The sequence below is a fragment of the Loktanella sp. Alg231-35 genome (assembly GCF_900143545.1).
GTDB lineage: Bacteria > Pseudomonadota > Alphaproteobacteria > Rhodobacterales > Rhodobacteraceae > Yoonia.
In genome coordinates this window covers 485,117-507,905 of record NZ_FREV01000002.1, presented here as the reverse complement: position 1 = coordinate 507,905, position 22,789 = coordinate 485,117, and the positions used below count along the sequence as shown (strand labels likewise).

Genomic DNA, 22,789 nt, shown 5'->3' with positions numbered 1-22,789 from the left:
GCCCTAGCCCCCCAACTTTACGTTATCGATGCCGACGATCCGATCATACGCCCAATAAAGCGCCAGAACGACCACCAGTAGAATGGTGCCCAAGGCCGCCGCCAAACCCCAGTTCAGCGAACTGGAGATGTGATAGGCGATCCGGTTTGAAATAAAGACACCCTTGGTGCCGCCCACGATTTCCGGCGTGATGTAATACCCAATGGACAGGATAAAGACGAGGATCGACCCCGCGCCAATGCCCGGCACCGATTGCGGGAAGTAGACCCGCCAGAAGGCTGTCCAGTTGGTCGCACCCAGCGATTTCGCGGCGCGCAGATAGCTGGGCGGGATGCCTTTCATCACCGAATAAAGCGGCAGGATCATAAAGGGCAGCAGAATATGGGTCATGGCAATGATCGTGCCGGTCGCGTTGTTGATCAGGGCCAATCGCGATCCATCACCGACAAGGCCAACCCAGACAAGCACATCATTGATCACCCCTTGTTGTTGCAGCAGCACCTTCCATGCAGAGGTGCGTACCAGCAGCGACGTCCAGAAAGGCAGTAGCACAAGGATCATGATCAGGTTGGCGCTGCGATCAGGCAGGTTCGCCATCAGCCAAGCGATAGGGTAGCCCAGCAAGATGCAAGAGAATGTGATTGTCATCGACATCCACATCGTGCGCCAGAATAGGGTAACGTAGATGGCCACGTCATCCTCAACCGCCTGCGCGCCATCTGGCGTCAGCTCAAGGTCAATAGCGGTCAGGAAATAGCCAGCCGTATAGGGCGAAGAGAATGTCTGGATCGTGCCCCAAACGCTGGCATCGCCCCAGTCTTCATCCTGTTCAAGGAACGCATCGGTAAAGGCGAAACCTGCCATGGGCCCGGCCACGGCGGTCTGTGCTGCCAATAGATCTGCGGTCTCTGGTCCGTCATAGGTCAGCGCTCCGGCTGTGAGGTCTTGGGCGAGAGCCATCCAGACGGCTTCCCAAGGGTCTTCCTCGGCGGGCACGTCTTCATCGACGGTATGGGTGAACATCGCAAAGGCGGCGTATTGACGGGCGGCATTGGGCAGGGCGGCTTCAGCGGCGTTTGACAGATAGACGTCAGCGGGCAGGCGCAGCGCTTGGTTTGACACGGTCGATGCCCAGGCCCGCGTCGATGCCGCATTGTTGCCCGCACTGCGATCCTCGGTGAGGAAAAGACCGGCCCAGAAGGCGCTGTCGTCGAATGCCGCACTGGCGTCTTCCATGGCTTCAATGACATCTTCGCCGACGTCATCCAGCGCCCGGCCAGTTTGGCGGAAAAGCGATGAAATACCGGTGGTTTCATAGTTCAAGCGGCTGCCCAACGCGGTATGCTTTTTCGCCTCGGCTGCCATGAACATATCATAGTACAGCGCTTCATAGGTCTGTTCAGACGGAAGCGCCTCGCCGGTGTAATCCCAGTCATTCAGGGCCACGACGGTCTGGGGCAGGGTGCGCGATGTGATGTCATCCTGAACCGAGCGGAACAGCATATCAAAAATCGGCGCGATGAAAGAGATCACGACAAATGCCAGCAATGGCAGGATCAAAAGGAACGCGCGCAGTTTTTCGCGGCGCAGGGCGCGGTTCAGGCTAACCTTGAGAGGGCGGCCATCCGCAGCAACGATCGGACCAGTGGCGTCTGTCATGATAAAACGTATCCTAAATGTCGAGGGCGCGCCAAAACGCGCCCTCGTTCATGCATTTACTGAGCGAGCCATGCCTGGAATTTTGCATCCAGATCGTCGCGGTAATCAGCCCACCATTCGTAGTTGAACAGGAAGGTGTTCACCGAGTTGGCAGGATCGGTTGGCATATGTGGTGCCATATCGATACCCAGTGTTTCATGTGTGCTGACCAGCGGTGCAGAAGACGCACGGGCAGGGCCGTAGCTGATGTATTTGGCCTGATCTGCCAGACGCTGTGTGTCTGTGGCAAAGCGGACAAAGTCCAGCGCACGTGCTTCACGCTCCGCGCTCAGACCGGCGGGGATGATCCAGCCGTCAAGGTCAAACATCTGCCAATCCCACAGCATCGAAACAGGCTGATCCTGCTCTTCGATCAGGCTGAACAGGCGGCCATTGTAGGTGGAGCCCATGACGATTTCGCCGTCAGCAAGCAGCTGTGGCGTGTCGGCGCCGGCAGACCACCAGATCACGTTGTCTTTGATGGTGTCCATCTTGGCGAACGCACGGTCCTGACCTTCTTCGGTCTCAAGCACGTCGTAGACATCTGCAATATCAACGCCATCACAGATCAATGCCCACTCAAGGTTGGCAATTGGGTTACGCTCAAGCGAGCGCATGCCGGGATAGGCTTCAAGGTCATAGACGTCGCAGACGCTTGTAGGCGGCGTGTCACCGACCAGATCATCGCGATAGCCGAACGTGGTAGAGTACACGATCTGCGGAATAAAGCAGTCGGATACGATCAGATCACCAAAGTCGTCAGAGGCGGATGACCCGTCATCACCGTCTGCCAGCATTTCATCATGGTCGATCTCAAGTGCGAGGCCTTCGTCGCAAAGACGGATAGCATCAGCGGCAACCACGTCGACGACGTCCCAAGTGACGTTACCCGCTTCGTTCATCGCGCGCAGCTTGGCCACAGCCTCGGACGAGCTTTCGTCCCAAACAGCCGTTACGCCTTCGTTGTTGGCGACATAAGGTTCGACATAGGCATTTTGCTGGCTCACTTGATATGCGCCGCCCCAGCTGACCAATGTCATGTCGCTGGCCATATGGCCATCGGCATAGGCAAAGCCAGCAACAGCAACAATGGCTGATGTGCCTAGAATTATTGACTTTTTCATTCTTTTTCTCCCGTTAGAATGCGTCTGATTTTCTCTAAGAGCGTTGACCGCCAAACGCAGCGGCTAACGCTTTGCAATCGTGCCTTAGGCGTCCAAGGCGCGGCAATCTTCTGGCAACCAGCCGATTTCGATCTGCTCGCCCGGTGTCAGGCGGCGTTGATCAGGTGCGTTGCGTGTCTTGACGATGAAATCATCGGTTCCGGCCACCCGTAGGCGTGTCCGAAAGATATCACCCATATAGATAAATTCGAGCACCTCAGCCTTCAGCGTATGCGCATCGGCATGCAGCCGCTCGCGGTTGAACTCTACACGTTCAGGCCGGATCGACACTTTGGTCCGCTCACCAACGCTTGAGACATTCACCGGTTTGGCATCAATGATATCGCCGCTATCCAGTTTGACCGTGCAGGCCTCGCCTTCAATCGCTGTAACAACGCCTTCTAGCGTGTTGTTTTCGCCAATAAATTGCGCAACAAAACTGTTGATCGGAGCTTCATAAAGTTCATCCGGCGGGGCCAGCTGTTGAATGCGGCCTGCCTCGAAAACGGCAACACGGTCGCTCATCGTCAGGGCTTCGGTTTGGTCGTGGGTCACATAGACCACGGTGATGCCCAGATCATGCGCAAGCCGCGTAATTTCAAACTGCAGCGTTTCGCGGAGTTGTTTGTCCAACGCACCCAAAGGTTCGTCCATCAGCACCAACTCCGGTTCAAACACCAGCGCGCGGGCCAGCGCGATACGCTGCTGCTGACCACCAGAAAGCTGTGCAGGTCGCCTGCCACCAAAAGCGCCCATCTGCACCATATCAAGGGCACGCTTCACCTTGGCCTCGCGATCCGATTTACCCATCTTGCGGACTTCCAACGGGAAGGACAGGTTTTCGGCCACGGTCATATGCGGGAACAATGCGTAGTTCTGAAAGACCATGCCAATGCCGCGTTTATGCGGTGGGATATTGTTGATCGGATTACCATCAAGGCGGATATCGCCGTGGGTTGCCGTCTCAAACCCCGCCAGCATCATCAGGCAGGTGGTTTTGCCAGACCCCGACGGCCCAAGCATTGTCAGAAACTCGCCCTTGGGCATCGAAAGGTTGAGATCTTTTACAACAAGCGTCTCGCCGTCATAACTTTTTTGCACACGTTCAAACTCAACGAATGCTCTTTCATCAGTGGCGGTGGCCAAATCGGCATCTCCTTGACGGCGCGGCTGCGTGGCCGCAATTTCGTTCCACATACTAAAACGACCCGAGGTTCATGACGCAACCCCAAAGCGCTTCGGTTCTTTTGACTGCCCAAACAACCGGCCAAACTTGGACGCGGTTACTTCAATCCCGGCAAGCTGCAACATGTGCCAGGCCAGCGCCTGATTGCTGGTGATCACGGGCACGCCGGTTCTCGCTTCAGCCTCGGCGATGATGTCAAGGCAGCGCAAGTTGGTGCAGGATACCACGATGGCATCGCTGGGGGCCGCGGCGGCGACCGCTTCGATGCCCGCCAGAATAGAGGCCGGGGTGATGCGCGCGACCACCGGATCGCGGCCTTCTTCAAAGGATCCGAAAGCCGCAATATCAAACCCGGCATCCTGCAATCTGTCGCGCATTTGCGCTGAAACTTCGGCAACATAAGGTGTCACAAACCCCAGTTTGCGCGCACCAAGAGCCTGCCCGGCAGCAATGATCGCAGAAAGCGGATTGGATGTTTTGGCATCCCCGCAAACCGTGTGGATGGCCGTTGCCACTTTTTCTGGTCCGATCACTGTCGCCGCAGAGGTGCAGCCAAATCCGATGGCATCCAATGACAACGCAGGCGGCAACAACCGTGCAGAGCCGGGGATATGCTGCAACATCTGCGCCAGCGTATCAGGGCGGACTTCGGCAACCATCGGGATACGGCTGACATAAAGTGCGATCCCGTCGCCGCTGAAGATCTGGCGGAATTCATACTCTAGCGTTTCATCCGTTTCAAGAACGATCACGCCGAAATTGGCCCGCGTGCCGATCCCGCTATCTGTCTGATATGGAAGTTTCATGCCATGCCCCCTAGATCACTGGCAGCTCTGGTGCGGCGCGGGTGGTCAGCAGTTCTGCCCCTGTCGGTCGCACAACGATGTTTTCCTCATGCACCATGATCTGCCCTCGATCATAAGACAATGACGGCTCAATCGTCAGGACCATGTTTTCGGCAATGATCGTGTCGTCCCATGCCGCATGCGAGGGCCATTCGGTCAATTGCATGCCCAACCCATGCCCCAGCCGTCCAACATCGCCGCCTGTATCATCAAAACGGGCAATAACGCTTTGCATCGCATGGAAAAGGTCGCGACAGGTCGCACCGGGCTTGGCGGCCGCGATACCGGCCTCTGTGGCCTCCCACAGAACCTCGTAGACCTGCCGCGATGTGTCATCCGCTGAGCCAAGCGCCCAGTTGCGATCAAAATCGCAGAAATAACCGTCCCAAGTGGCACCTGTGTCCAGCATCAGGATGTCGCCGCTTTTCAGCGGTCGCGACGACGGGGGCGAGATCACGTCACTATACCCACCCTGATCTGCGCCGCCGACAAGATAGGGCACATCATCGGCCCCCTGTGCCAGCGCTTCGCCACGAAAGGCCCGGAACACGTCGTCGAGCGGGGTGCCAACCTTGGCAAAGTCTGGCACCGCGCCGAAGGTCGCAGAACCAATCGCACAGATATGCCAAAGCTTTGCAATCTCGGCCTCGGACTTCACCATGCGCAACCCGCGCACAATATCCGTTGCATCCTCCCAGCGCAGTCCGTTGAGGTTCCCTGACAACCGCTCAAAATCGCCCAGCGGCATCCGCAGATGGGTTTCATGGCCCTTCATCAGCCCAATGGCAGCCCCGGCGGCAGCGAAAGGCAAGAGCAGATCAGTCAACAGGCTGATCCCATCATCCTGCGGGGCAGGGGCCGCCCAGGTGCGAATGTCATCCAGCCATGTCCGGCGCATCAGATCGGCGCCGATTTCGGGGATAATCGCAATCGGCTTGCCGCTCGCGGGCAGGAACACGAACCACGGTCGCGTGGGGCTTTGCCAGAACAGGGTATGAAATCCAGTAAAGTAGCGCACCTCTGCCTCGGTCATCAGCAACAGACCGGCCAACCCCGACGTGCCCATGGCGGCCTGTGCCTTGGCGGTGCGCGCTGCAAATTCCGCGGTCGTAAAGCCGCGTGCGGGTGCGTTGGTCATGCAGCACCTCCGTGTTGCGGCAGGCGATCCTTGACGAGTGCCACCCAAAACGCGCTGCCAATCGGCAATAACGCGTCGTTGAAATCATAGTCCGAGGCATGAAGCGGCTGGCCATGCGCGCCATCCGCACCATTGCCTAGCAGCAAGAAACAGCCCGGAACCTCGGCTGCGAATTGCGCAAAATCCTCGGAAAAGCTCATCGGTGCGCTGTCTTGGATCAATGGGCAATTGGCGGCCTCGGCGGCGCGATAGACAGCATCGGCTGGACCTGCCGCATTGATCGTCTCAACAAACTGTGTGTCGAATGACACCGTGACACTCACGCCATGCGCCGCACCTATCCCGGTGGCGATCTGGCGCATAAAGCGTTCGATCTCGGCGCGGTCTTGCGGGGAACGCGCACGAAAATCACCCTTAAGAACCGCATTGCCGGGCAGCACGTTTCGCTGACCGTCCGCCGTGAATTCTGTCACTGACACTACCGCACCAGAGGCTGGCGGCAGTTTGCGCGCGACGATGGTTTGCAGCGCCGATACAATCTCTGCCCCCACGGTAATCGCATCCACACCGGTTTGCGGCATCGAAGCATGGCCACCTTGCCCCTGCACAGCAATCTCGAACAGCGTTTCACTGTTGCAGATGATCCCGGCGCGGGTCGAAACCTCGCCCAAGGGCGCACCGGGCAGGTTGTGGATGGCGTAGATTTCATCAAGCGGGAACTGGGTCAGAACCCCCTCATCGATCATCGCGCGGGCACCCAGCCCGTGTTCCTCGTTCGGCTGAAAAATGAACACGACCGTGCCCTGAAACGACGGATCACTGGCCAACCGCTCTGCGGCGCCAAGCAGCATTGCGGTATGCCCATCGTGACCGCAGGCATGCATCACACCGGAGGTTTGCGATGCGTGATCATGCACAGAGGTTTCGGTGATTGGCAGGGCGTCCATATCGGCGCGCAGGCCAATCGCCCGGTTTCCATCACCAGCGCGCAGCACACCAACAACCCCGACGCCTTCATTGACCTCCAGCCCAAGATCGCGCAGGCGGGCGGCGATAATGCTTTTGGTGCGGGATAGGTCAAAACCAAGCTCGGGATGCTTGTGCAGGTCATGGCGTAGTGCTGCCATTCTGCTGTCAAAATCCTGCATTGCCCATCCCGTTTGCTTCATTCAGGCGATGCTATCGTGGCCAAAGCGCCGCAAAACATCGTCTCTGTCCCGATTGTGCATAAATTTTCTCGCAACTTGGGCCTGTGGTGCAAGTTTCCATCATGGCACTCAAATCGGCAAACCAAGGCTGACCTTTGTTCGATCCATCGTCACAGAGGTCCGAAACCGGCGCACATTGGAATTCTCAAAGAACAACCGATGCGTCAGTTCTTCAAAATCTTGCATGTCCTTGGCACAGCATACCAGAATGAAATCCGCGTCTCCGGTCACATAGTAACACTGTTGCACCTGGGGTTCGGCCTTGGCGCGTTTGCGGAACAGGTCCAACTGTTGCAGCGTTTCGCGGTCCAGTTCGACCAAAACAATAAAGGTCATCTTGTAATCGAACTTGGTTGGATCAAGGACCGCAATTTCCTTTTCAATCAACTTGGATTGGCGCAGCCGCTTTAGCCGCCGCTGAACCGAAGGCACCGATAGGGCGCATTCATGGGCCAGCTGCTCAAGCCCGATTTTGCAGTCCTCTTGCAACGTGCGCAGAATCGTCAGGTCAGTGTCATCAAGTTGTGTTGTCATGGCTGTTTCCGGGTTTGTCATTGCGAGGTGATGCAAAAGATTATCGCGAAACGCGCAAACGCTGCAATTAAATTTCAGCGACGGCCTATAATGTTCTGCCTTATGGATATGACAGATGACTTCAGCTTCGCCCCCGATTTTGCCGCCGCGCGTGCGTTCTTTCAGGCCCGTGATGATTATCAACCAACACCTGTGACGACGTTGAAAGGCCTCGGCGGTTGTGCCGTGCTGGCCAAGGATGAAACCAACCGTTTGGGGTTGGGCGCGTTCAAGGCGCTGGGGGCACCTTACGCCGTGGCGCGCATTCTTGATGCGAAATGGCAGGCTCAAACCGGCGAAGCGCTCTTGCCAGAGGCGCAGATTTCACCCCAGGCGCAGGCGTTTATTGCGGCCCAAACCTTTGTCTGTGCCAGCGCCGGCAATCACGGGATTGGCGTAGCCGCTGGCGCCCGTGCCGCAGGTGCCAAGGCACGGATCCATCTGGCTGATACGGTGCCAGAGAGTTTTGCCGATCGTTTGCGTGCGATTGGTGCAAGCGTTGTGCGCTCTGGTGCGATCTATGAAGATAGTGTCGCCGCCGCGACTAAGGATGCCGATCAGGCGGGTGATATCCTGCTCGCAGATGGCACATGGCCGGGCTACACGGTCTATCCCAAATGGGTCATGGAAGGCTATTGCGTGATCCCAGAAGAGCTGCGCGAGACATTTGAAGCATCAGGTCAATGGCCCACCCATGTCTATTTGCAGGCCGGTGTCGGCGGCTTGGCCGCGGCAATGGCGCATATGATCCGCCTGAACTGGACCGAACAACCCGAATTGATTGTGGTCGAACCTGTATCAGCGGCCTGTCTGCAGGCCAGCCATCTGGCAGGCAAGCCCAGCCGCGGTGAAGGTCCGGAATCGATTATGGGTCGTCTGGATTGCAAGGACCCTTCCATCGTGGCCTGGAGCGTTCTTGAACGCTGCGACGTACGCTATGCCACGCTGACCGAGGCCGAAGGCATTGGTGCATCAGAACAGGTGACATCCTTGGGTATTCCCACAACCCCGTCAGGGGCTGCGGGCTTTGGTGCGCTCATGCAGGCGGATGCCAAGCTGCTGCAAGACGCATCCTTCCGCCCGTTGGTTGTGATTTCCGAGCGGCCCGCCTAGTCGGCCCGGCTAATTGGCTTGTCAAATGTCGCTGTCCGACGGCTAGATGCCGATGCGGCAGCTTAGGTTGCGGATGACAACCACCAGACAGGCTTCAAAAGGGGCAGCACATGGCGCAGATCAAACCATATTGGCAGAACTATATTGATGGTGTCTGGGTCGATGGCGGGGCAGGTCGCATTGATGTGACCGACCCAGCGACGGGTGAAAAATTGGCCGAACATGCGCTGGCGGATGCCGCCGATGTGGACCGCGCGGTGCAAGCAGCACGGCGTGTCCATATGTCAGGTGTTCTGACGGACATGCGCCCGATTGAACGGGGGCGCATGGTGCAGGCCATGGGGCGCTATCTGCTGGAACACAAAGACGAAATTGCCGAAACCCTGACACGCGAACAGGGTAAACCCCTGTGGGAGGCACATATCGAAGTTGCGGGTGCCGCCCTCTACTTTGAATACTACGGCAATCAGGCAAGCACGGTCGAGGGGCGCTCGATCCCATTGGGTAAAGGTTATTTCGACTTTACCGAGAACGCACCTTTTGGCGTCTCGGCCCAGATCATCCCCTGGAACTACCCCATTGAGATGAGCGCGCGATCTTTGTCTGCGGGTTTGACGACCGGCAATGCCTGCGTGATCAAATCACCCGAAATGACACCGCTGACGAATGCCTATCTGGCCAAAGCGGCCGAAGCGGCAGGTTTCCCGGCAGGTGCCGTAAATATCCTGTGCGGGCTGGGTCATGATGCGGGGGCGACTTTGGCTGGTCATGCGGACGTGAACCAAATTGTTTTCACCGGCTCTGTGCCCACAGGGATCGCCATTGCCAAGGCTGCGGCAGGCAATGTGGTGCCTTGTGTGCTGGAACTGGGCGGCAAATCGGCCGCAATTGTGCATGATGATGCGGATCTTGATGCGTTTGAGCGGGATATCCGCTGGGGTATCTACTTCAACGCAGGACAGGTCTGTTCAGCGATGTCGCGGGTTATCGTACATGAAAGCCGTCACGATGAACTGGTCGAACGTGCGGTAGGGATCGCCAAATCCCTTTCCGTCGGGCCGGGGATTGAGCGGGATACGACTGGGGCCAACATGGGGGCGATGGTCTCTGACGGGCAACGCGATCGCGCGGTTGGAATCATCGAAAACGCGCAGCGCGAGGGGGCAATGATCGCCACCGGGGGCCGCAAGCTCAATCGGCCGGGCGCGTTTCTGGAACCGACGGTGATGACAGATGTGACCCCTGATATGGATATCGCCAGCAATGAGATTTTCGGGCCTGTGCTATCGGTCCTCAAGTTCCGGGATGAGGCAGAGGCGATCGGGATTGCCAATGGCACGCCCTACGGGCTTGTCGGCGGTGTTTTCACCCGTGACCTTGACCGTGCCACACGATCTGCACGCCAGATCCGGGCCGGGCAGGTTTTTGTGAACGAATGGTTCGCAGGCGGGGTTGAAACACCCTTTGGCGGCTTTGGCAAATCGGGGTATGGGCGCGAAAAAGGACGCGAGGCGCTGTGGAACTATGTCCAAACCAAGAACATCGCTATTCGGCTGTCTTAGCGCGCAAAGCTGCGGGTACTTTTCACTGCCAATTTCGGCCTAAATTGGGAAATTGGCTCCGACGGTAGGGATCGAACCTACGACCAATTGATTAACAGTCAACTGCTCTACCGCTGAGCTACGTCGGAACACTCAGGCTCCTATAGCAATGCGATTCAGGGACGTCTAGTGGGTTTTGCGCAGAAATTTGGAAACTTATGCAGGCGGGGTTTTGGTCTTGCGAATGTTGAATTCCGCCTGTGCTGAAAGGGCAGGCTGTGCGGTGATCATACCGCGCCCATAAAGGTCAATGAGATGTGCCAGCACATTGCGCTCGGCGGCGGGCAAAAGGGCAGGTTGCACATCATCATAGACGGTCTGTGTGATGGCTGTGGTGGTGCTGTGCCCTTGAGACAGGGCGCGCAGGATTTGCGCCTCACGTCCTTTTCTATGCGTGATCAGCCATTGCAAACGGTCCATGGGCAGTTGAATGGGGGCGCCGTGGCCGGGGTAGTAGATCGTGCTTTTGATCGCCGCCAGCCTGTCACAGGACGCCATAAAATCGGTTAGGTCACCATCAGGCGGCGAGACCAATGAACTGGCCCACCCCATGACGTGATCCCCTGTAAACATCGCGTCACCCCATGCAAAACATAGGTGATTGCCGATGTGGCCGGGGGTGTGATGCGCTGTCACCGTACCCCAATTTCCTGCGATAACGGCACCGTCCGTAACTATCTGATCCGGTTGGAAATCCGGGTCGATCCCTTCACCACCACCGACCAATCCATCTTGCGCCAGTTGCATCATCGCGGCACTGCGCCCGGCGCTGCTGTCACCAAAAGCAAGAACCGGCGCGCCTGTGGCGCGGGCCAGTGGGCGGGCCAGCGGCGAATGATCCAGATGGCTGTGGGTCAGCAGGATATGTTCGACGGGCCGCCCATTGATGGCCTTCAACAATGCTGCAAGGTGCATGTCGTCCGCGGGGCCGGGGTCAATTACCGCCAGCGTGTCGCGCCCAACCAGATAGCTGTTGGTGCCCAGATAGGTCATCGGCGATGGATTAGGGGCCAAAACCAAGACCAGATCATCGGCAAGGCTCAGAGGTTCTCCGGGCACTGGGGCAAATTCATTCGTATTGCTCATGATCTGTGCTTTGCCTTTGGTCCGGTCGCAGATAGCGTGGGGGCATGTTCTTTCGATGGCTCAAAAACTACATGCCGCGCGGGATTTACGCGCGTGCCGCGCTGATCCTGATCCTGCCGGTGTTGTTGCTGCAATTGCTGGTCTCTGTGGTGTTCATTCAACGCCACTTTGACGGGGTCACGCGGCTGATGACAAGTGCTGTGAACATCGAACTGCGGTTTTTGGTGGCAACAGCAAACGAGGCCCGGACCCTGCAAGAGGCCCAAACGGCCATTGCAAAGCTGGGTGGGCCATTAGAGATCGACACACAACTGCCCTCAAATGAAGCTGTACCAGCGGATATCGTGCCATTTCAGGACCTGACCGGTGATACAGTGATCGCCATTCTACGCGAAGGTCTGACGGGAATCGCGGCAGTGTCACTCGCGGATCATCGCCGGGTGGTTGTCTGGGTCGAGACGCGGCATGGCCCGCTCAAGATGGATATCAGCCGCAAGCGTGTATCGGCGTCGAACCCACACCAACTATTGGTGATTATGGTGATCCTTGGGGCGTTCATGACGGCGATTGCCTATATTTTCCTGCGCAACCAGTTGCGCCCGATCAAGCGTATGGCGCGGGCGGCTGCTGATTACGGCAAGGGGCGCATCACGCCGTTTACGCCGACCGGCGCGGTAGAGGTCAGGGCGGCTGGCATGGCCTTTCTCGATATGCGTAACCGGATCGAGCGTCAGTCACAAAGCCGGACCATGATGCTATCGGGCGTCAGTCACGATCTGCGCACGCCGTTGACGCGAATGCGTCTGGGTTTGTCGATGCTGGATGACGCAGATGCTGCACCGTTGCAGCGCGATGTCGATGACATGGAACACCTGCTAAATGCCTTCCTTGATTTCGCCCGCAGTGACGCCGGTGACAGCCTCGAAGAAACCGTGCCCGCCGATCTGCTGCAAGCAATCTATGAAGACGCAAGGCGGATGGAACAGAATGTAGCCCTTGGCGACATGCAAGGCCCGCCTGATCCGGTCAACCTGCGGCCTATGGCCATTCGCCGCGCGTTGGATAACCTGATTGGCAACGCCCTGCGCTATGGGACCAAGGCCGAGATTGGGGTGAGCGTCACAGATCGCGCAGTCCGGTTCTGGGTCGAGGATGACGGGCCGGGCATCCCGCCCGATCGCTATGACGAAGCGCTCAGCCCCTTTGTCCGTCTTGACCCCGCACGCAATCAGGATCAGGGCAGCGGTGTTGGTTTGGGGCTATCGATTGTGGCCGATATTGCGCGCACCCATGGCGGTGTTTTGCGGTTGGGCGAAAGTGACCGGCTTGGTGGGTTGAAGGCTGAGTTGGTACTTGCGAGATAAAAAATGACTCAAAAACAGATAGTTATAGTGCGATGTTGTTCCATTTTTTGCCGTTTTTCCCGATTGGTGAAACGAAATGCGGCAAGCCCATCCTGCTGCCCGTCTACAAGCTCTAGCGCAGATCGTTGTCCGTAATATAGGCAAAGAAATCCGCGATTGCGCCCGGATCGGGCTCTTGCCCCAGAAAGCCGCGCATATAGGGCACCATCCGCGACATGCGTTCTTCCATCGGCTCGGACTTTTTCAGCGCATGATAGCCCAGCTGCATGAAGTAAAGAATGCGCCCGCGGGCATCGGCATCCACAGCCCCATAGCCATGCCGCGCATACATCGCGACCGCTGCGGCAATCCGCGTGTCATCCGCATCATCAATCCGCGCGCGCAATCCCGGATCGCGGCGCGCCCATTCGCGCACCGCAAAATCAAGCCGCGTATCAAAGATTGCCGGGTTCACGAAGCATTGGAAGAAGTTGCACAGCGCAGCAGAGATGTTTTTCGTGTCTCTTTGGCAATGCGCAACAAGGCGGGCCGTGTTCCGATTGCTCCATTCATCCAGCAATGCGTTCAGCAGGTCCTTGCGGTTCGTGAAGTACCAATAAAAGCTGGAGCGAGAGACACCCAAGAGTTCGGCCAGTTTGAGAACTTTCACCTCTGCGACCCCGTCATTGACAAGGATATCCCGTGCAATATTCAACCAGTCATCGCGCGTGACTTTCGTGTGCCCGCCAAGGGGCTCCTTGTCAGGATTGTTCCGGTCAAGAAGGGGGGTGTCGCGGTTCATCCTAGCTTTCTGGTGGTGCGCCGCCTGCGGCGCTGCGTTTCGCAATATAGTGTTGGAGTGCTGCAACCTTATCGGGGTTCACGTCCGGTCGCTTGTCTTCTTTCAGTATCTTTTCCCAGACGGCGGTGGCGCGGGTGGAGGCATCGACGCTGCCGCGTTCCGTCCATGTCCCGAAATTGGCATAGTCATGCACGATAGGTTCATAAAATTCGGTGTTGTAGCGGGCCATCGTCTGGGTTGTTGCAAAGAAATGCCCGCTTGGGGCGACCTCTGCCATGGCGTCAAATCCGATCTCATCCGTGCCCGCACCGCGCCCGGCGCAAAGTTCTGCGACCATGTTCAGCACTTCGGCATCGCAGATCAGTTTTTCGTAAGACACTGACAGCCCACCTTCGAGCCAACCGGCGGAGTGGATAATCACCGACGCCCCAGCCATCAGGCAGCCCCACAGCCCGAATTGGTTTTCATTGGCCGCCTGCACATCGTTGGCATTGGACGCCGATCCAGCCGCGCTGCGCCATGGCAGCCCAAGCAGCCGGGCCATTTGCCCGGCAGCCAATGAGGCTTGGAAATGTTCGGGCGTGCCAAAGGCGGGTGCGCCTGATTTCATGTCAACGTTTGACGTGAAGGTCCCATAGCAGACGGGCGCACCTGGATTGACCAATTGGGTCAGGGTAAGAGCGGCGAGCACTTCGGTATGGCTTAGCGTGATCGCGCCTGCCACCGTGATCGGGGCCATGGCACCCATAAGGGTGAACGGCGTAACAATGGAAAGTTGCCGGGCTTTGGCAAAATCAATCAGGCCTTGCGCCATGGGAATGTCCAGCGTGCGCGGGCTGTTGGTGTTGATGATCGTGTAACAATGCGCATCAGCTGCGAAAGCTTCGTCCGACAAGCCACGGAAATCTTTGAGCATTTCAAAACTGTCTATGACCTGTGGCGTGCCGCGCGAAAAGAAGAATGGGAATTTGTCGGTGAGTGTCAGCTGCGCCTCAACCGTGAAGTAGTGGCGCAGATTGGTTGCGATATCCTGTGGTTCCACCAAGGGCGAGACCATCTGGAACACATCGAAATGATGTGTCAGTTGGATCAACTCGCGAAAATCACGGCCCGTGCCAGCACGCCGCCCGCGTTTGAGGTCAGTACAATTGGGCGCACCAGCACCGGGTTGAAAGGTCAGCGCGCCCAGTTCCATCTGGAAATCGCGGTGGGTGGCACCCGCCTTGCAAGTGAAGGATTTTGGTGCCGATGCGATGGCCGCCGCGACCAGATCGCGCCCGATATAGACCATGTCATCATCGACCCGCGCGCCCGCCTTGGCAAAGACCGTGCGCGCTTCGGGCAGCAAGACCTTCATCCCCAGTTCTTCCAGCGTGCGCAGCGCCGTTTCATGCATATTCGCGATTTCATCAGCGGAAAACACGTCCATCGGCGGAAACGGATTGCGCAACTGCCGATAGTTCACCGCGCGATGGGCCGCAGGCGCGTTGCCGCGTCCACGCCGCCCTTTGCGTTTGGGTTGCTTGGTCGCGCTCATCCGCGCATCGCCTGACCCTGTGGGTCATAGGGTGAGGGGGCGATGACGGTCGCTTTGCGTTCAACACCCACAATATGGACCTTGAGTTCGGTTCCTTCGGCCGCCAAATCGCTATCGACCATCGCCATGGCCAGCGACATCTCCGTCGTGTGCCCGTAGCCACCGGATGTTACGAAACCAACGCGTTTGCCGTCTTTCCAGATCGGTTCGTATCCGCTCGCGTCTGCATCTTCGGCATGTACGTGCAGTGTGACCAATTGCTGGGCGGGGCCATTGCCATCACGTTCTGTCATGGCAGCCTCTTTGCCCACGAAATCACCCTTGTCCCATGCAATCCACCGATCCATGCCGGTTTGTGCGGCGCTATAGGCTTGCGTGAATTCCGCGTTCCAGATGCCAAAGCTCTTTTCCAGACGCAACGAAAGCAGCGCGTTAAACCCGTATTCGCCGATGCCAAGATCCGCTCCGGCCTCAAGCAGCAGATTGCGCAGGGCGATGTGATGGACCGCCGGGCAGTGGATTTCATACCCCAATTCACCGGCCACCGACAAACGCCCGATCTTGACCTTATGCAGACCGATATCAAAGTCACCACAGCCCATGAAGGGCAGGGCACCAATGTTCCCGTCTGTCAGCTTTTCCAGCACCTTCCGGCTGTTCGGCCCAGCAAGCGAGAAGCCAACCATCGCGTCAGAGACGTCATTCACCTCAACCTCATCGCACATATAGTCGTGGAACCAGCGCATGTGCCAATCGCGCAGATAGTACGATCCCATGATCCAATAGGTGCCATCGCCCCAGTTGAACACGGTTAGATCGCCCTTCATGCGTCCTTCTGGCGACAGCATCGGCGCCAGTTTGGCGCGCCCGGGCTTTGGCATCTTGCAGGCCATGATGTGATCCAGCCACGCCTTGGCCCCGGCACCGGACACCTCAAACCGTGAGAAACCAGAGATATCCAGAAGGCCTACGTTTTCACGCACGTTCTTGCATTCTGTTGCGACGATTTCATGCGCGTTCGAGCGTTTGAGCGAGGGTTTCTCTTCAAAATCAGGCGTTGGTGCGAAGTACAGCGGCACTTCCAACCCCCAGCTTGCCCCCCACTGACAGCCAGCCGCCGTCATATCAGAATAAGCCGGAGCCATTTTCATCGGGCGACCTGCAGGCAGTTGTTCGTTGGGGTAGGTCATCACGAACCGGCGGGTGTAGAACTGGCCGGTGGTTTCTTTGATGAACTGCTTATTCTCGGCGTAATCGCCATAGCGGGCGACATCCATGCCGAACACATCCGCCTCAGGCTCACCATGGATCATCCATTCGGCCAGTGATTTACCCACACCGCCGCCCTGCAAGAAGCCCGCCATGACAGCGCAGGCGCACCAATAGCCGGGTTTGCCGCGCACAGGACCGACCAAAGGATTGCCATCAGGCGAGAAGGTGAAAGCACCGTTCACCCAGGTCTTCACACCAACTTCTTGCAGCGCGGGATAGCGTTCGAATCCCAGGATCAGCTCCTTTTCGATCCGGTCCGGGTCTTCCTGCTGCAACTCAAATCCATAGTCCCATGGCGCGCCATCCATGTTCCAATGCTGGTGGTCGATCTCGTAGATACCCAGCAGGATACCTTTCTGGTCTTGGCGCATATAGGTGAACCCTTCGAGGTCCACGGTCATCGGCACTTCGAAATCCAGCGCTTCCAATTCAGGGATCGTGTCCGAGATCAGGTAGTGGTGGTTAAGCGGTGACACCGGCAGTTCAACCCCCGCCATACGGCCCACCTGCTTGGCCCAAAGGCCCGCGGCATTGACCACATGTTCAGCATGGATCGTGCCTTTTTCAGTCACAACCTCCCAACCATCGGCGGTCTGGCTCAACTCCAGAACTCGGTTATGCTCGATCACTTCGGCGCCATGTTTCTTGGCAGCCCCGGCATAGGCATGCACGGTCCCTGTTGTATCGATGTATCCTTCGCGGTCGGCCCACATACCCCCGATGATCCCATCGGTGGACATGATCGGACACAGCTCTTTGGCCTCTTCAGGCCCAATCAGGCGACAGTCATCAATGCCGATGGACTGAAAGGTGCGATAGGCCGATTGCAGCCATTCCCATCGGTCAGGAGTGCCCGCCAGCGTGATGCCCCCGGTCATATGCAGGCCGATGTTCTGGCCCGATTCCTTTTCGATCTCGGGCAGCAGATCGATGGTATAGGCCTGTAGGCTGGCGATGTTGGGGTCAGCGTTCAGCGCGTGAATACCACCCGCCGCATGCCAGCTTGACCCCGCCGTCAGCACCGAGCGTTCGATCAAACACACGTCTTTCCAGCCAAATTTTGCTAGGTGATAAAGAACAGAGGTGCCAACAACACCACCGCCGATGATCACAGCCTGATAATGCGACTTCATATTCAGATCCTTCGCTCGCAAGCCTATACAGTATTGTCCAGAACTTTGCCTTGGGCTGAACAGACCTGTCTAGACCGGTTTCACGGCGCATTATGTCGGTTTTGGATCGTAGGGATGGATTTTGGGGGAAAGGTCGCGAGGGACATTGGCGGAGAGATAGTCCGCCGCGATTATCACGTAAAGTATTGTTATTGCTTTAACAAACATGGATATGCAGAAAAATACCCCATATTGTACCACAGGAGACTGTTAGAATAAGTCTATGTCATAGCAGAATAGTTGCTACTTACGATGCCCAAGGGTCCCAATCACTGGGCAGCCGAACGCGCGATGTGCCCTATTGTACCGGGCAGAAAGAACTACCTGTTTATGGGATCGCTGCGTGGCGGCAAATCGGCAGCCATTGCATACACCCTGATCGAGACTGCCAAGCTGAACAATGTAGATCCCCAGGCATGGCTGACTTGGGTGTTGGAACGTATCGCGGATCACAAGATCAACCGCATTGACGAGCTGATGCCGTGGCGTTTTGCGGCGCTGGCTGCATAACTGGTGTTTGCTGCGGGTGCGAACGCGGATCAGCAATTTCACCAAACCAGCCGTTCATGCATGATGCAGCAAAATCGGGGGCCAGATGACTTGGTTGCGGACGTAGCTGGTCTCGGTTCTTGCGAAGACAATGGCCGCTTTCTGTCGTCGACATCAACGAACTGTTACGGGTGAGATGTTAGCACCTTCTCTGAATCCAAAGGCTTTCTCGGTCAGTTTAGTGATGCCGTGCTTTCTCGAACAACGAGCGATACCGGCAAGACTGCGGCGTGCACCGAATGCTCTTCATTGGGGGCTAAGATCCGCTCCATGAGCATTTTCGCTGCGGTTTCGCCGATCATCAGGCGATCCTGCCTGATCGACGTCAGCGGCGGAATGAACTGTTCCGCCAAATCGATGTCATCAAACCCCATAACCGACACATCGTTAGGCACTTTGAAACTATAGCGCGATAGTTCTGCGATAAAGCCCATCGCTAGTTGATCGGACGCACAGAAAACCGCTGTGGGGCGATCGTCTAAAGTGATCCACGCCTGCGCAGCCTGACACCCCGCCGCGAGCGAGAAATCACCAGCAATGATCCACTCCGGCTTCAGCTCAAGATTTAGTTTTCCCAATTCGGTAACAAAGGCGTCCTTGCGGGTGTGCATTAAAACATTGCCCTCAGGACCGGTCACATGGGCGATCTTGCGGTGGCCGAGGTCATACAAATGGTCCACCGCGGTGCGCGTACCCTGGCGGTTTTGACACCGAACTGATGGAAAATTCGCACCGTCGATCCACTCGCAGGCAAAGAGAACGCGTTTGGATTGCGGTGCGTTTTCGAGCATTTCAACAACGTCTGGATCAAGCCCGCCATCGAGAATGATCATTCCGTCGGCGCGGGCATCATCCAGATAATCGGTCAGCCGATCCCCGCTGTCGAGCACCTGTTTGGTGCTGGCAATAAGCATCGAATATCCTTGTCGTGACAAGATACGAGAGATGCCTTCGAGGATCGTCGAGAAGAACGGATTGGCCAGATCGGGAAGCAAAACCAGGACCGAATGTGAGCGCTGGGTGCGCAGGTTTCGCGCGGCGCGATTTATCCGATAGCCAGTCACTTTGACGGCCTCTGACACCCGTCGCCTTGTTGATTCGGATACGACGTCAGGGTTTGATAGCGTCCGCGAGACCGTCGCAGTCGAGACTTTTGCAACCCGTGCAACGTCCTGAAGTGTCGAGGTTTTTACCACTTGATTGCCCTGCGTTTAGCTCCGATTTGCAATCGATTACATATTTTGTTGACACAAACATCAATGCCAGATCACTATGTAATCGATTGCAAGGTCAGGAGAGCACCATGCAATTTCAAATTACCTTGCGCAAAGCCGCGTTTCTGGGAGGAAAAAAATGTCAAATATCTTGAAGTCTCTATTGGTGGGGACCGCACTCACTGCTGCATCTGCAACCGTGGCAACAGCCCAAGGCGTTGAGCTGGAAGTCACCCATTGGTGGACTTCTGGTGGCGAAGCCGCCGCCGTGGGCAAATTTGCCGACGCTTGGAACGCCACAGGCAACACGTGGGTCGATGGCGCAATCGCCGGTTCCGGCGGCACAGCGCGCCCCATCATTATTTCGCGCATCATCGGCGGTGATCCGATGGCTGCGACACAGTTGAACCACGGCCGTCAAGCGGAAGAGTTGATCGAAGCTGGCTTGCTTCTTGATCTAACAGAGGTTGCCGAAGCTGGCGGCTGGGCTGACATCGTGAACCCATCTTCCTTGCTGGAGGCCTGTACGCTGGACGGTAAAATTTACTGTGTTCCGGTTAACATCCATTCCGCACAGTGGATCTGGTTGTCTCACGCCGCTTATGAAAACGCTGGGCTCGAAGTGCCAACGGATTGGAACGAATTCGTAGCGTCTGCTGCCGATCTCCAAACCGCTGGAACATTGCCATTGGCGATGGGTCAGCAAGGCTGGCAGCAAAACATCGCATTCGGCGCGATCACACTTGCGGTTGCCGGTCAGGACGCTTGGGACGCGGTTAACATCGACAAGAACGCTGATGCGGCACGCGGCCCAGAATACACTGCCGCTTTTGAAGCTGTTGTCGCCGCACGCGAGCTGGCAAGAGGATCCAACGTACAGGACTGGAACATGGCCACAAACATGGTCATCACGGGCGAAGCTGGTGCACAAATCATGGGTGACTGGGCGCAGGGTGAATTCTCTGTTGCTGAACAAGTTGAGGGGACTGATTACTCCTGCCTGCCAGGTCTTGGTCTGAACCCTGTGATCGACACGGGTGGTGATGCATTCTACTTCCCAGTGAACGACGATCCTGAAATCACAGCTGCGCAACTGGAGCTTGCTGCATTGCTGATCTCACCTGAAGTTCAGGTGTCCTTCAACCTTGCCAAGGGTTCGCTGCCAGTGCGCGGTGACATCGATATGTCCACAGCAAACGGTTGCATGCAAAAGGGCCTTGAAATCCTTGCAAACGGTGGCGTTTTGCCATCGGGAGACATCTCGTTCTCTCAGGACACAACCCTCCAGATCGAAGATCTGCAGGCACAGTTCTGGTCCGGCGACATGTCCGCAGCAGACGCTCAAGCAACCTACGCTGACATCATCGAAAATGCAGACTAATTTCCTCACTGCGATAAGTGGCTTGGCGGCGTGTTCGCCGAGCCATTAATAATCCAATACCCCTTTTGACAATCTAAATGGAGCCGACACGATGACCGTGGCCTCGGACCCCCCTGCACATAAAAACAAGCGCCCGCGCAAGCTGCTCAAGAACTGGATGGCAAAGCTTGCGTCGTTGCCGATGATCCTGACGGCCCTTGTCGTCTTTGTGGGCGGGACCGCATGGACTGTCACATATTCTTTCACCGGTTCGCGCATGTTGCCCAAGACCAACTGGGTCGGCTTTGATCAATACGAACGGCTCTGGTCGTCTGATCGTTGGATGATTTCGATCAAGAATCTTGGCATTTATGGCATCTGCTCGTTGATCCTGACCTTGGTTATCGGTTTCACTCTCGCGGCGTGCCTTGATCGAAAGATCCGGTTCGAAGGTGTTTTTCGGTCCATTTTCCTATATCCTTTTGCCCTGTCATTCGTTGTGACCGGCCTTGCATGGCAGTGGATTTTGAATCCCGATTTTGGGATGCAAAGTGTTGTGCGCGATTGGGGTTGGACGACGTTTAACTTCGATCCGCTGAACAACCCTGACATTGTGATGTTTGGTCTGCTGATTGCGGGCATTTGGCAGGGGTCGGGGTTGATCATGTGCATCATGCTGGCAGGTCTGCGCGGCATTGATGAAGACATCTGGAAAGCCACCAGGGTCGACGGGATCGGTACAGTCAAAACCTATGTCATGGTGATTATCCCAATGATGCGGCCCGTGTTTGTGACAGCACTGGTGCTGATCGCGGCGGGCATCATCAAGCTTTATGATCTGGTCGTTGCCCAAACGGGCGGCGGACCGGGGCTTAGCTCAGAAGTGCCCGCGAAATACGTGATTGAACTGATGTTCCGCGCCCAAAACCTTGGGCAAGGATTTGCCGCGTCAACCATGATGCTCTGCTCTGTTGTGATTATCCTGATCCCTTGGGCGTACCTCGAATTCGGAGGCCGGAAACGTGGCTGACATGACAACAAACACCTCTGTCGATCCGCGTGGGCCAAAACCCAAAAGAGCCTTCTCGCGTTCCAACATCTTCCTGTACGGAACGCTGATCATGGTCTCCATGTATTACCTGTTGCCACTTTATGTGATGATCGTCACCTCCCTCAAGGGGATGCCGGAAATCCGTATGGGCAACGTGTTCGGCCCGCCAATGGAAATCACGTTCGAACCCTGGGTCAAAGCATGGTCAGAGGCCTGTACTGGCATCAATTGCGACGGTCTATCGCGTGGCTTTGGCAATTCGGTGCGTATTCTGGTTCCGTCGGTCCTGCTGTCCATCGCGATTGCATCCGTCAACGGCTACGCGCTGAGCAATTGGAAATTCAAAGGCTCCGAAACCTTCTTTACGATCCTGATCATCGGCGCCTTTATTCCCTATCAGACCATGCTTTACCCCATCGTGATTATGCTGCGCGAAATCGGGCTGATGGGGTCAATCTGGGGGCTGGTGCTTGTGCACACGGTCTTCGGTATGCCTATCCTGACGCTGCTGTTTCGCAATTACTTTACCTCCATTCCCGAAGAGCTATTCAAAGCTGCGCGTGTGGACGGGGCAGGGTTCTGGCAGATCTATTTCCAGATCATGATACCGATGGCTCTGCCGATCTTTGTGGTCGCGATCATTCTGCAAGTCACAGGCATCTGGAACGACTTCCTGTTCGGGGTGATCTACACCAAACCCGCTACATATCCGATGACTGTGCAGCTCAATAATATCGTGAACTCGGTGCAGGGCGTTAAAGAATACAACGTCAATATGGCGGCGACACTACTGACCGGTCTGGTCCCTCTCGTTATTTATTTTGCCTCTGGCAAACTCTTTGTCCGCGGCATTGCCGCCGGCGCAGTCAAAGGCTGAT

Annotated in this window: 18 protein-coding genes, 1 tRNA gene and 1 pseudogene; 7 read left to right on the top strand and 13 right to left on the bottom strand. The window is 56.7% G+C overall.

The features are described from left to right. Window positions 1–3: 3 nt before the first annotated feature. The 7 genes from DHN10_RS06095 to DHN10_RS06065 all read right to left on the bottom strand — a co-directional run bounded on the left by DHN10_RS06095 (window position 4) and on the right by DHN10_RS06065 (window position 7,772). Window positions 4–1,659: an ABC transporter permease gene (locus DHN10_RS06095; protein ID WP_108814332.1), complete on the bottom strand. Its 1,656-nt coding sequence runs from the start codon at window positions 1,657–1,659 to the stop codon at window positions 4–6. 56 nt (window positions 1,660–1,715) lie between these two features. Beyond that, window positions 1,716–2,822, bottom strand: a complete 1,107-nt coding sequence (locus DHN10_RS06090) for an extracellular solute-binding protein (protein ID WP_108814331.1) — start codon at window positions 2,820–2,822, stop codon at window positions 1,716–1,718. 84 nt (window positions 2,823–2,906) lie between these two features. Continuing rightward, on the bottom strand, window positions 2,907–4,007 hold the full coding sequence (locus DHN10_RS06085; RefSeq protein ID WP_108814538.1) for an ABC transporter ATP-binding protein: 1,101 nt from the start codon (window positions 4,005–4,007) through the stop codon (window positions 2,907–2,909). 69 nt (window positions 4,008–4,076) lie between these two features. Beyond that, the gene (locus DHN10_RS06080) at window positions 4,077–4,853 is read right to left on the bottom strand and encodes a maleate cis-trans isomerase family protein (protein WP_108814330.1); all 777 of its coding nucleotides are present in this window, start codon (window positions 4,851–4,853) and stop codon (window positions 4,077–4,079) included. A gap of 10 nt (window positions 4,854–4,863) precedes the next feature. Then, on the bottom strand, window positions 4,864–6,030 hold the full coding sequence (locus tag DHN10_RS06075; protein ID WP_108814329.1) for a M24 family metallopeptidase: 1,167 nt from the start codon (window positions 6,028–6,030) through the stop codon (window positions 4,864–4,866). Further along, window positions 6,027–7,199, bottom strand: coding sequence for an amidohydrolase (locus DHN10_RS06070; RefSeq protein WP_373456670.1), 1,173 nt, complete (start codon window positions 7,197–7,199; stop codon window positions 6,027–6,029). Before DHN10_RS06070 ends, DHN10_RS06075 begins: the two co-directional genes overlap by 4 nt. Before the next feature lie 108 nt (window positions 7,200–7,307). Next, window positions 7,308–7,772, bottom strand: a complete 465-nt coding sequence (locus DHN10_RS06065) for an Lrp/AsnC family transcriptional regulator (protein WP_108814537.1) — start codon at window positions 7,770–7,772, stop codon at window positions 7,308–7,310. Between the two features lie 108 nt (window positions 7,773–7,880). Between DHN10_RS06065 and DHN10_RS06060 the strand changes: the two genes are divergently transcribed. Further along, window positions 7,881–8,924: a pyridoxal-phosphate dependent enzyme gene (locus DHN10_RS06060; RefSeq protein WP_234417047.1), complete on the top strand. Its 1,044-nt coding sequence runs from the start codon at window positions 7,881–7,883 to the stop codon at window positions 8,922–8,924. Between the two features lie 110 nt (window positions 8,925–9,034). Next, complete coding sequence (locus DHN10_RS06055; RefSeq protein ID WP_108814327.1) at window positions 9,035–10,486, top strand: aldehyde dehydrogenase family protein; 1,452 nt, start codon at window positions 9,035–9,037, stop codon at window positions 10,484–10,486. A gap of 53 nt (window positions 10,487–10,539) precedes the next feature. Here the strand turns inward: DHN10_RS06055 and DHN10_RS06050 are convergent. Both DHN10_RS06050 and DHN10_RS06045 read right to left on the bottom strand, forming a co-directional pair. Further along, window positions 10,540–10,614, bottom strand: a tRNA-Asn gene (locus DHN10_RS06050). Window positions 10,615–10,681: 67 nt separating this feature from the next. Then, complete coding sequence (locus tag DHN10_RS06045; protein ID WP_108814326.1) at window positions 10,682–11,611, bottom strand: MBL fold metallo-hydrolase; 930 nt, start codon at window positions 11,609–11,611, stop codon at window positions 10,682–10,684. A 44-nt stretch (window positions 11,612–11,655) separates the two neighbouring features. On the opposite strand from DHN10_RS06045, the gene DHN10_RS06040 reads away from it, so the two are divergent. Then, entirely contained in the window at window positions 11,656–12,975 is a 1,320-nt protein-coding gene (locus tag DHN10_RS06040) for an ATP-binding protein (RefSeq protein WP_108814325.1), read from the top strand. Between the two features lie 112 nt (window positions 12,976–13,087). Here the strand turns inward: DHN10_RS06040 and DHN10_RS06035 are convergent, their stop codons facing one another. From DHN10_RS06035 to DHN10_RS06025, 3 genes are read right to left on the bottom strand one after another with little or no spacing between them, the layout of a single operon-like run. Then, on the bottom strand, window positions 13,088–13,756 hold the full coding sequence (locus DHN10_RS06035; protein WP_108814324.1) for a TetR/AcrR family transcriptional regulator: 669 nt from the start codon (window positions 13,754–13,756) through the stop codon (window positions 13,088–13,090). 1 nt (window position 13,757) lies between these two features. Further along, window positions 13,758–15,293, bottom strand: a complete 1,536-nt coding sequence (locus tag DHN10_RS06030; RefSeq protein ID WP_108814323.1) for a trimethylamine methyltransferase family protein — start codon at window positions 15,291–15,293, stop codon at window positions 13,758–13,760. Then, entirely contained in the window at window positions 15,290–17,698 is a 2,409-nt protein-coding gene (locus DHN10_RS06025) for a GcvT family protein (RefSeq protein ID WP_108814535.1), read from the bottom strand. Before DHN10_RS06025 ends, DHN10_RS06030 begins: the two co-directional genes overlap by 4 nt. Window positions 17,699–18,013: 315 nt before the next feature. Between DHN10_RS06025 and DHN10_RS06020 the strand changes: the two are divergent. Beyond that, a pseudogene (locus tag DHN10_RS06020) lies at window positions 18,014–18,247 on the top strand (transposase domain-containing protein); the annotation flags it as partial. Between the two features lie 212 nt (window positions 18,248–18,459). Here DHN10_RS06020 and DHN10_RS06015 read toward each other — a convergent pair. Further along, complete coding sequence (locus tag DHN10_RS06015; protein WP_108814322.1) at window positions 18,460–19,482, bottom strand: LacI family DNA-binding transcriptional regulator; 1,023 nt, start codon at window positions 19,480–19,482, stop codon at window positions 18,460–18,462. A 157-nt stretch (window positions 19,483–19,639) separates the two neighbouring features. Here DHN10_RS06015 and DHN10_RS06010 point away from each other — a divergent pair, with 157 nt between their 5' ends. From DHN10_RS06010 to DHN10_RS06000, 3 genes are all read left to right on the top strand, one after another. Further along, the gene (locus DHN10_RS06010; protein ID WP_108814321.1) at window positions 19,640–20,881 is read left to right on the top strand and encodes an ABC transporter substrate-binding protein; all 1,242 of its coding nucleotides are present in this window, start codon (window positions 19,640–19,642) and stop codon (window positions 20,879–20,881) included. Window positions 20,882–20,972: 91 nt separating this feature from the next. After that, entirely contained in the window at window positions 20,973–21,890 is a 918-nt protein-coding gene (locus DHN10_RS06005; protein ID WP_108814320.1) for a carbohydrate ABC transporter permease, read from the top strand. Between the two features lies 1 nt (window position 21,891). Further along, on the top strand, window positions 21,892–22,788 hold the full coding sequence (locus tag DHN10_RS06000; RefSeq protein ID WP_108814319.1) for a carbohydrate ABC transporter permease: 897 nt from the start codon (window positions 21,892–21,894) through the stop codon (window positions 22,786–22,788). The last annotated feature ends 1 nt before the right edge of the window (window position 22,789 follow it).

Bases quoted from the DNA above. Each gene is read 5' to 3' on its own strand.
- DHN10_RS06080 (WP_108814330.1), bottom strand. From the start codon at position 4,853: ATGAAACTTCCATATCAGACAGATAGCGGGATCGGCACGCGGGCCAAT.
- DHN10_RS06010 (WP_108814321.1), top strand. From the start codon at position 19,640: ATGTCAAATATCTTGAAGTCTCTATTGGTGGGGACCGCACTCACTGCT.
- DHN10_RS06055 (WP_108814327.1), top strand. From the start codon at position 9,035: ATGGCGCAGATCAAACCATATTGGCAGAACTATATTGATGGTGTCTGG.
- DHN10_RS06090 (WP_108814331.1), bottom strand. From the start codon at position 2,822: ATGAAAAAGTCAATAATTCTAGGCACATCAGCCATTGTTGCTGTTGCT.
- DHN10_RS06040 (WP_108814325.1), top strand. From the start codon at position 11,656: ATGTTCTTTCGATGGCTCAAAAACTACATGCCGCGCGGGATTTACGCG.
- DHN10_RS06095 (WP_108814332.1), bottom strand. From the start codon at position 1,659: ATGACAGACGCCACTGGTCCGATCGTTGCTGCGGATGGCCGCCCTCTC.
- DHN10_RS06030 (WP_108814323.1), bottom strand. From the start codon at position 15,293: ATGAGCGCGACCAAGCAACCCAAACGCAAAGGGCGGCGTGGACGCGGC.
- DHN10_RS06025 (WP_108814535.1), bottom strand. From the start codon at position 17,698: ATGAAGTCGCATTATCAGGCTGTGATCATCGGCGGTGGTGTTGTTGGC.
- DHN10_RS06060 (WP_234417047.1), top strand. From the start codon at position 7,881: ATGACAGATGACTTCAGCTTCGCCCCCGATTTTGCCGCCGCGCGTGCG.
- DHN10_RS06075 (WP_108814329.1), bottom strand. From the start codon at position 6,030: ATGACCAACGCACCCGCACGCGGCTTTACGACCGCGGAATTTGCAGCG.
- DHN10_RS06005 (WP_108814320.1), top strand. From the start codon at position 20,973: ATGACCGTGGCCTCGGACCCCCCTGCACATAAAAACAAGCGCCCGCGC.
- DHN10_RS06070 (WP_373456670.1), bottom strand. From the start codon at position 7,199: ATGAAGCAAACGGGATGGGCAATGCAGGATTTTGACAGCAGAATGGCA.
- DHN10_RS06045 (WP_108814326.1), bottom strand. From the start codon at position 11,611: ATGAGCAATACGAATGAATTTGCCCCAGTGCCCGGAGAACCTCTGAGC.
- DHN10_RS06065 (WP_108814537.1), bottom strand. From the start codon at position 7,772: ATGACAACACAACTTGATGACACTGACCTGACGATTCTGCGCACGTTG.
- DHN10_RS06035 (WP_108814324.1), bottom strand. From the start codon at position 13,756: ATGAACCGCGACACCCCCCTTCTTGACCGGAACAATCCTGACAAGGAG.
- DHN10_RS06000 (WP_108814319.1), top strand. From the start codon at position 21,892: ATGACAACAAACACCTCTGTCGATCCGCGTGGGCCAAAACCCAAAAGA.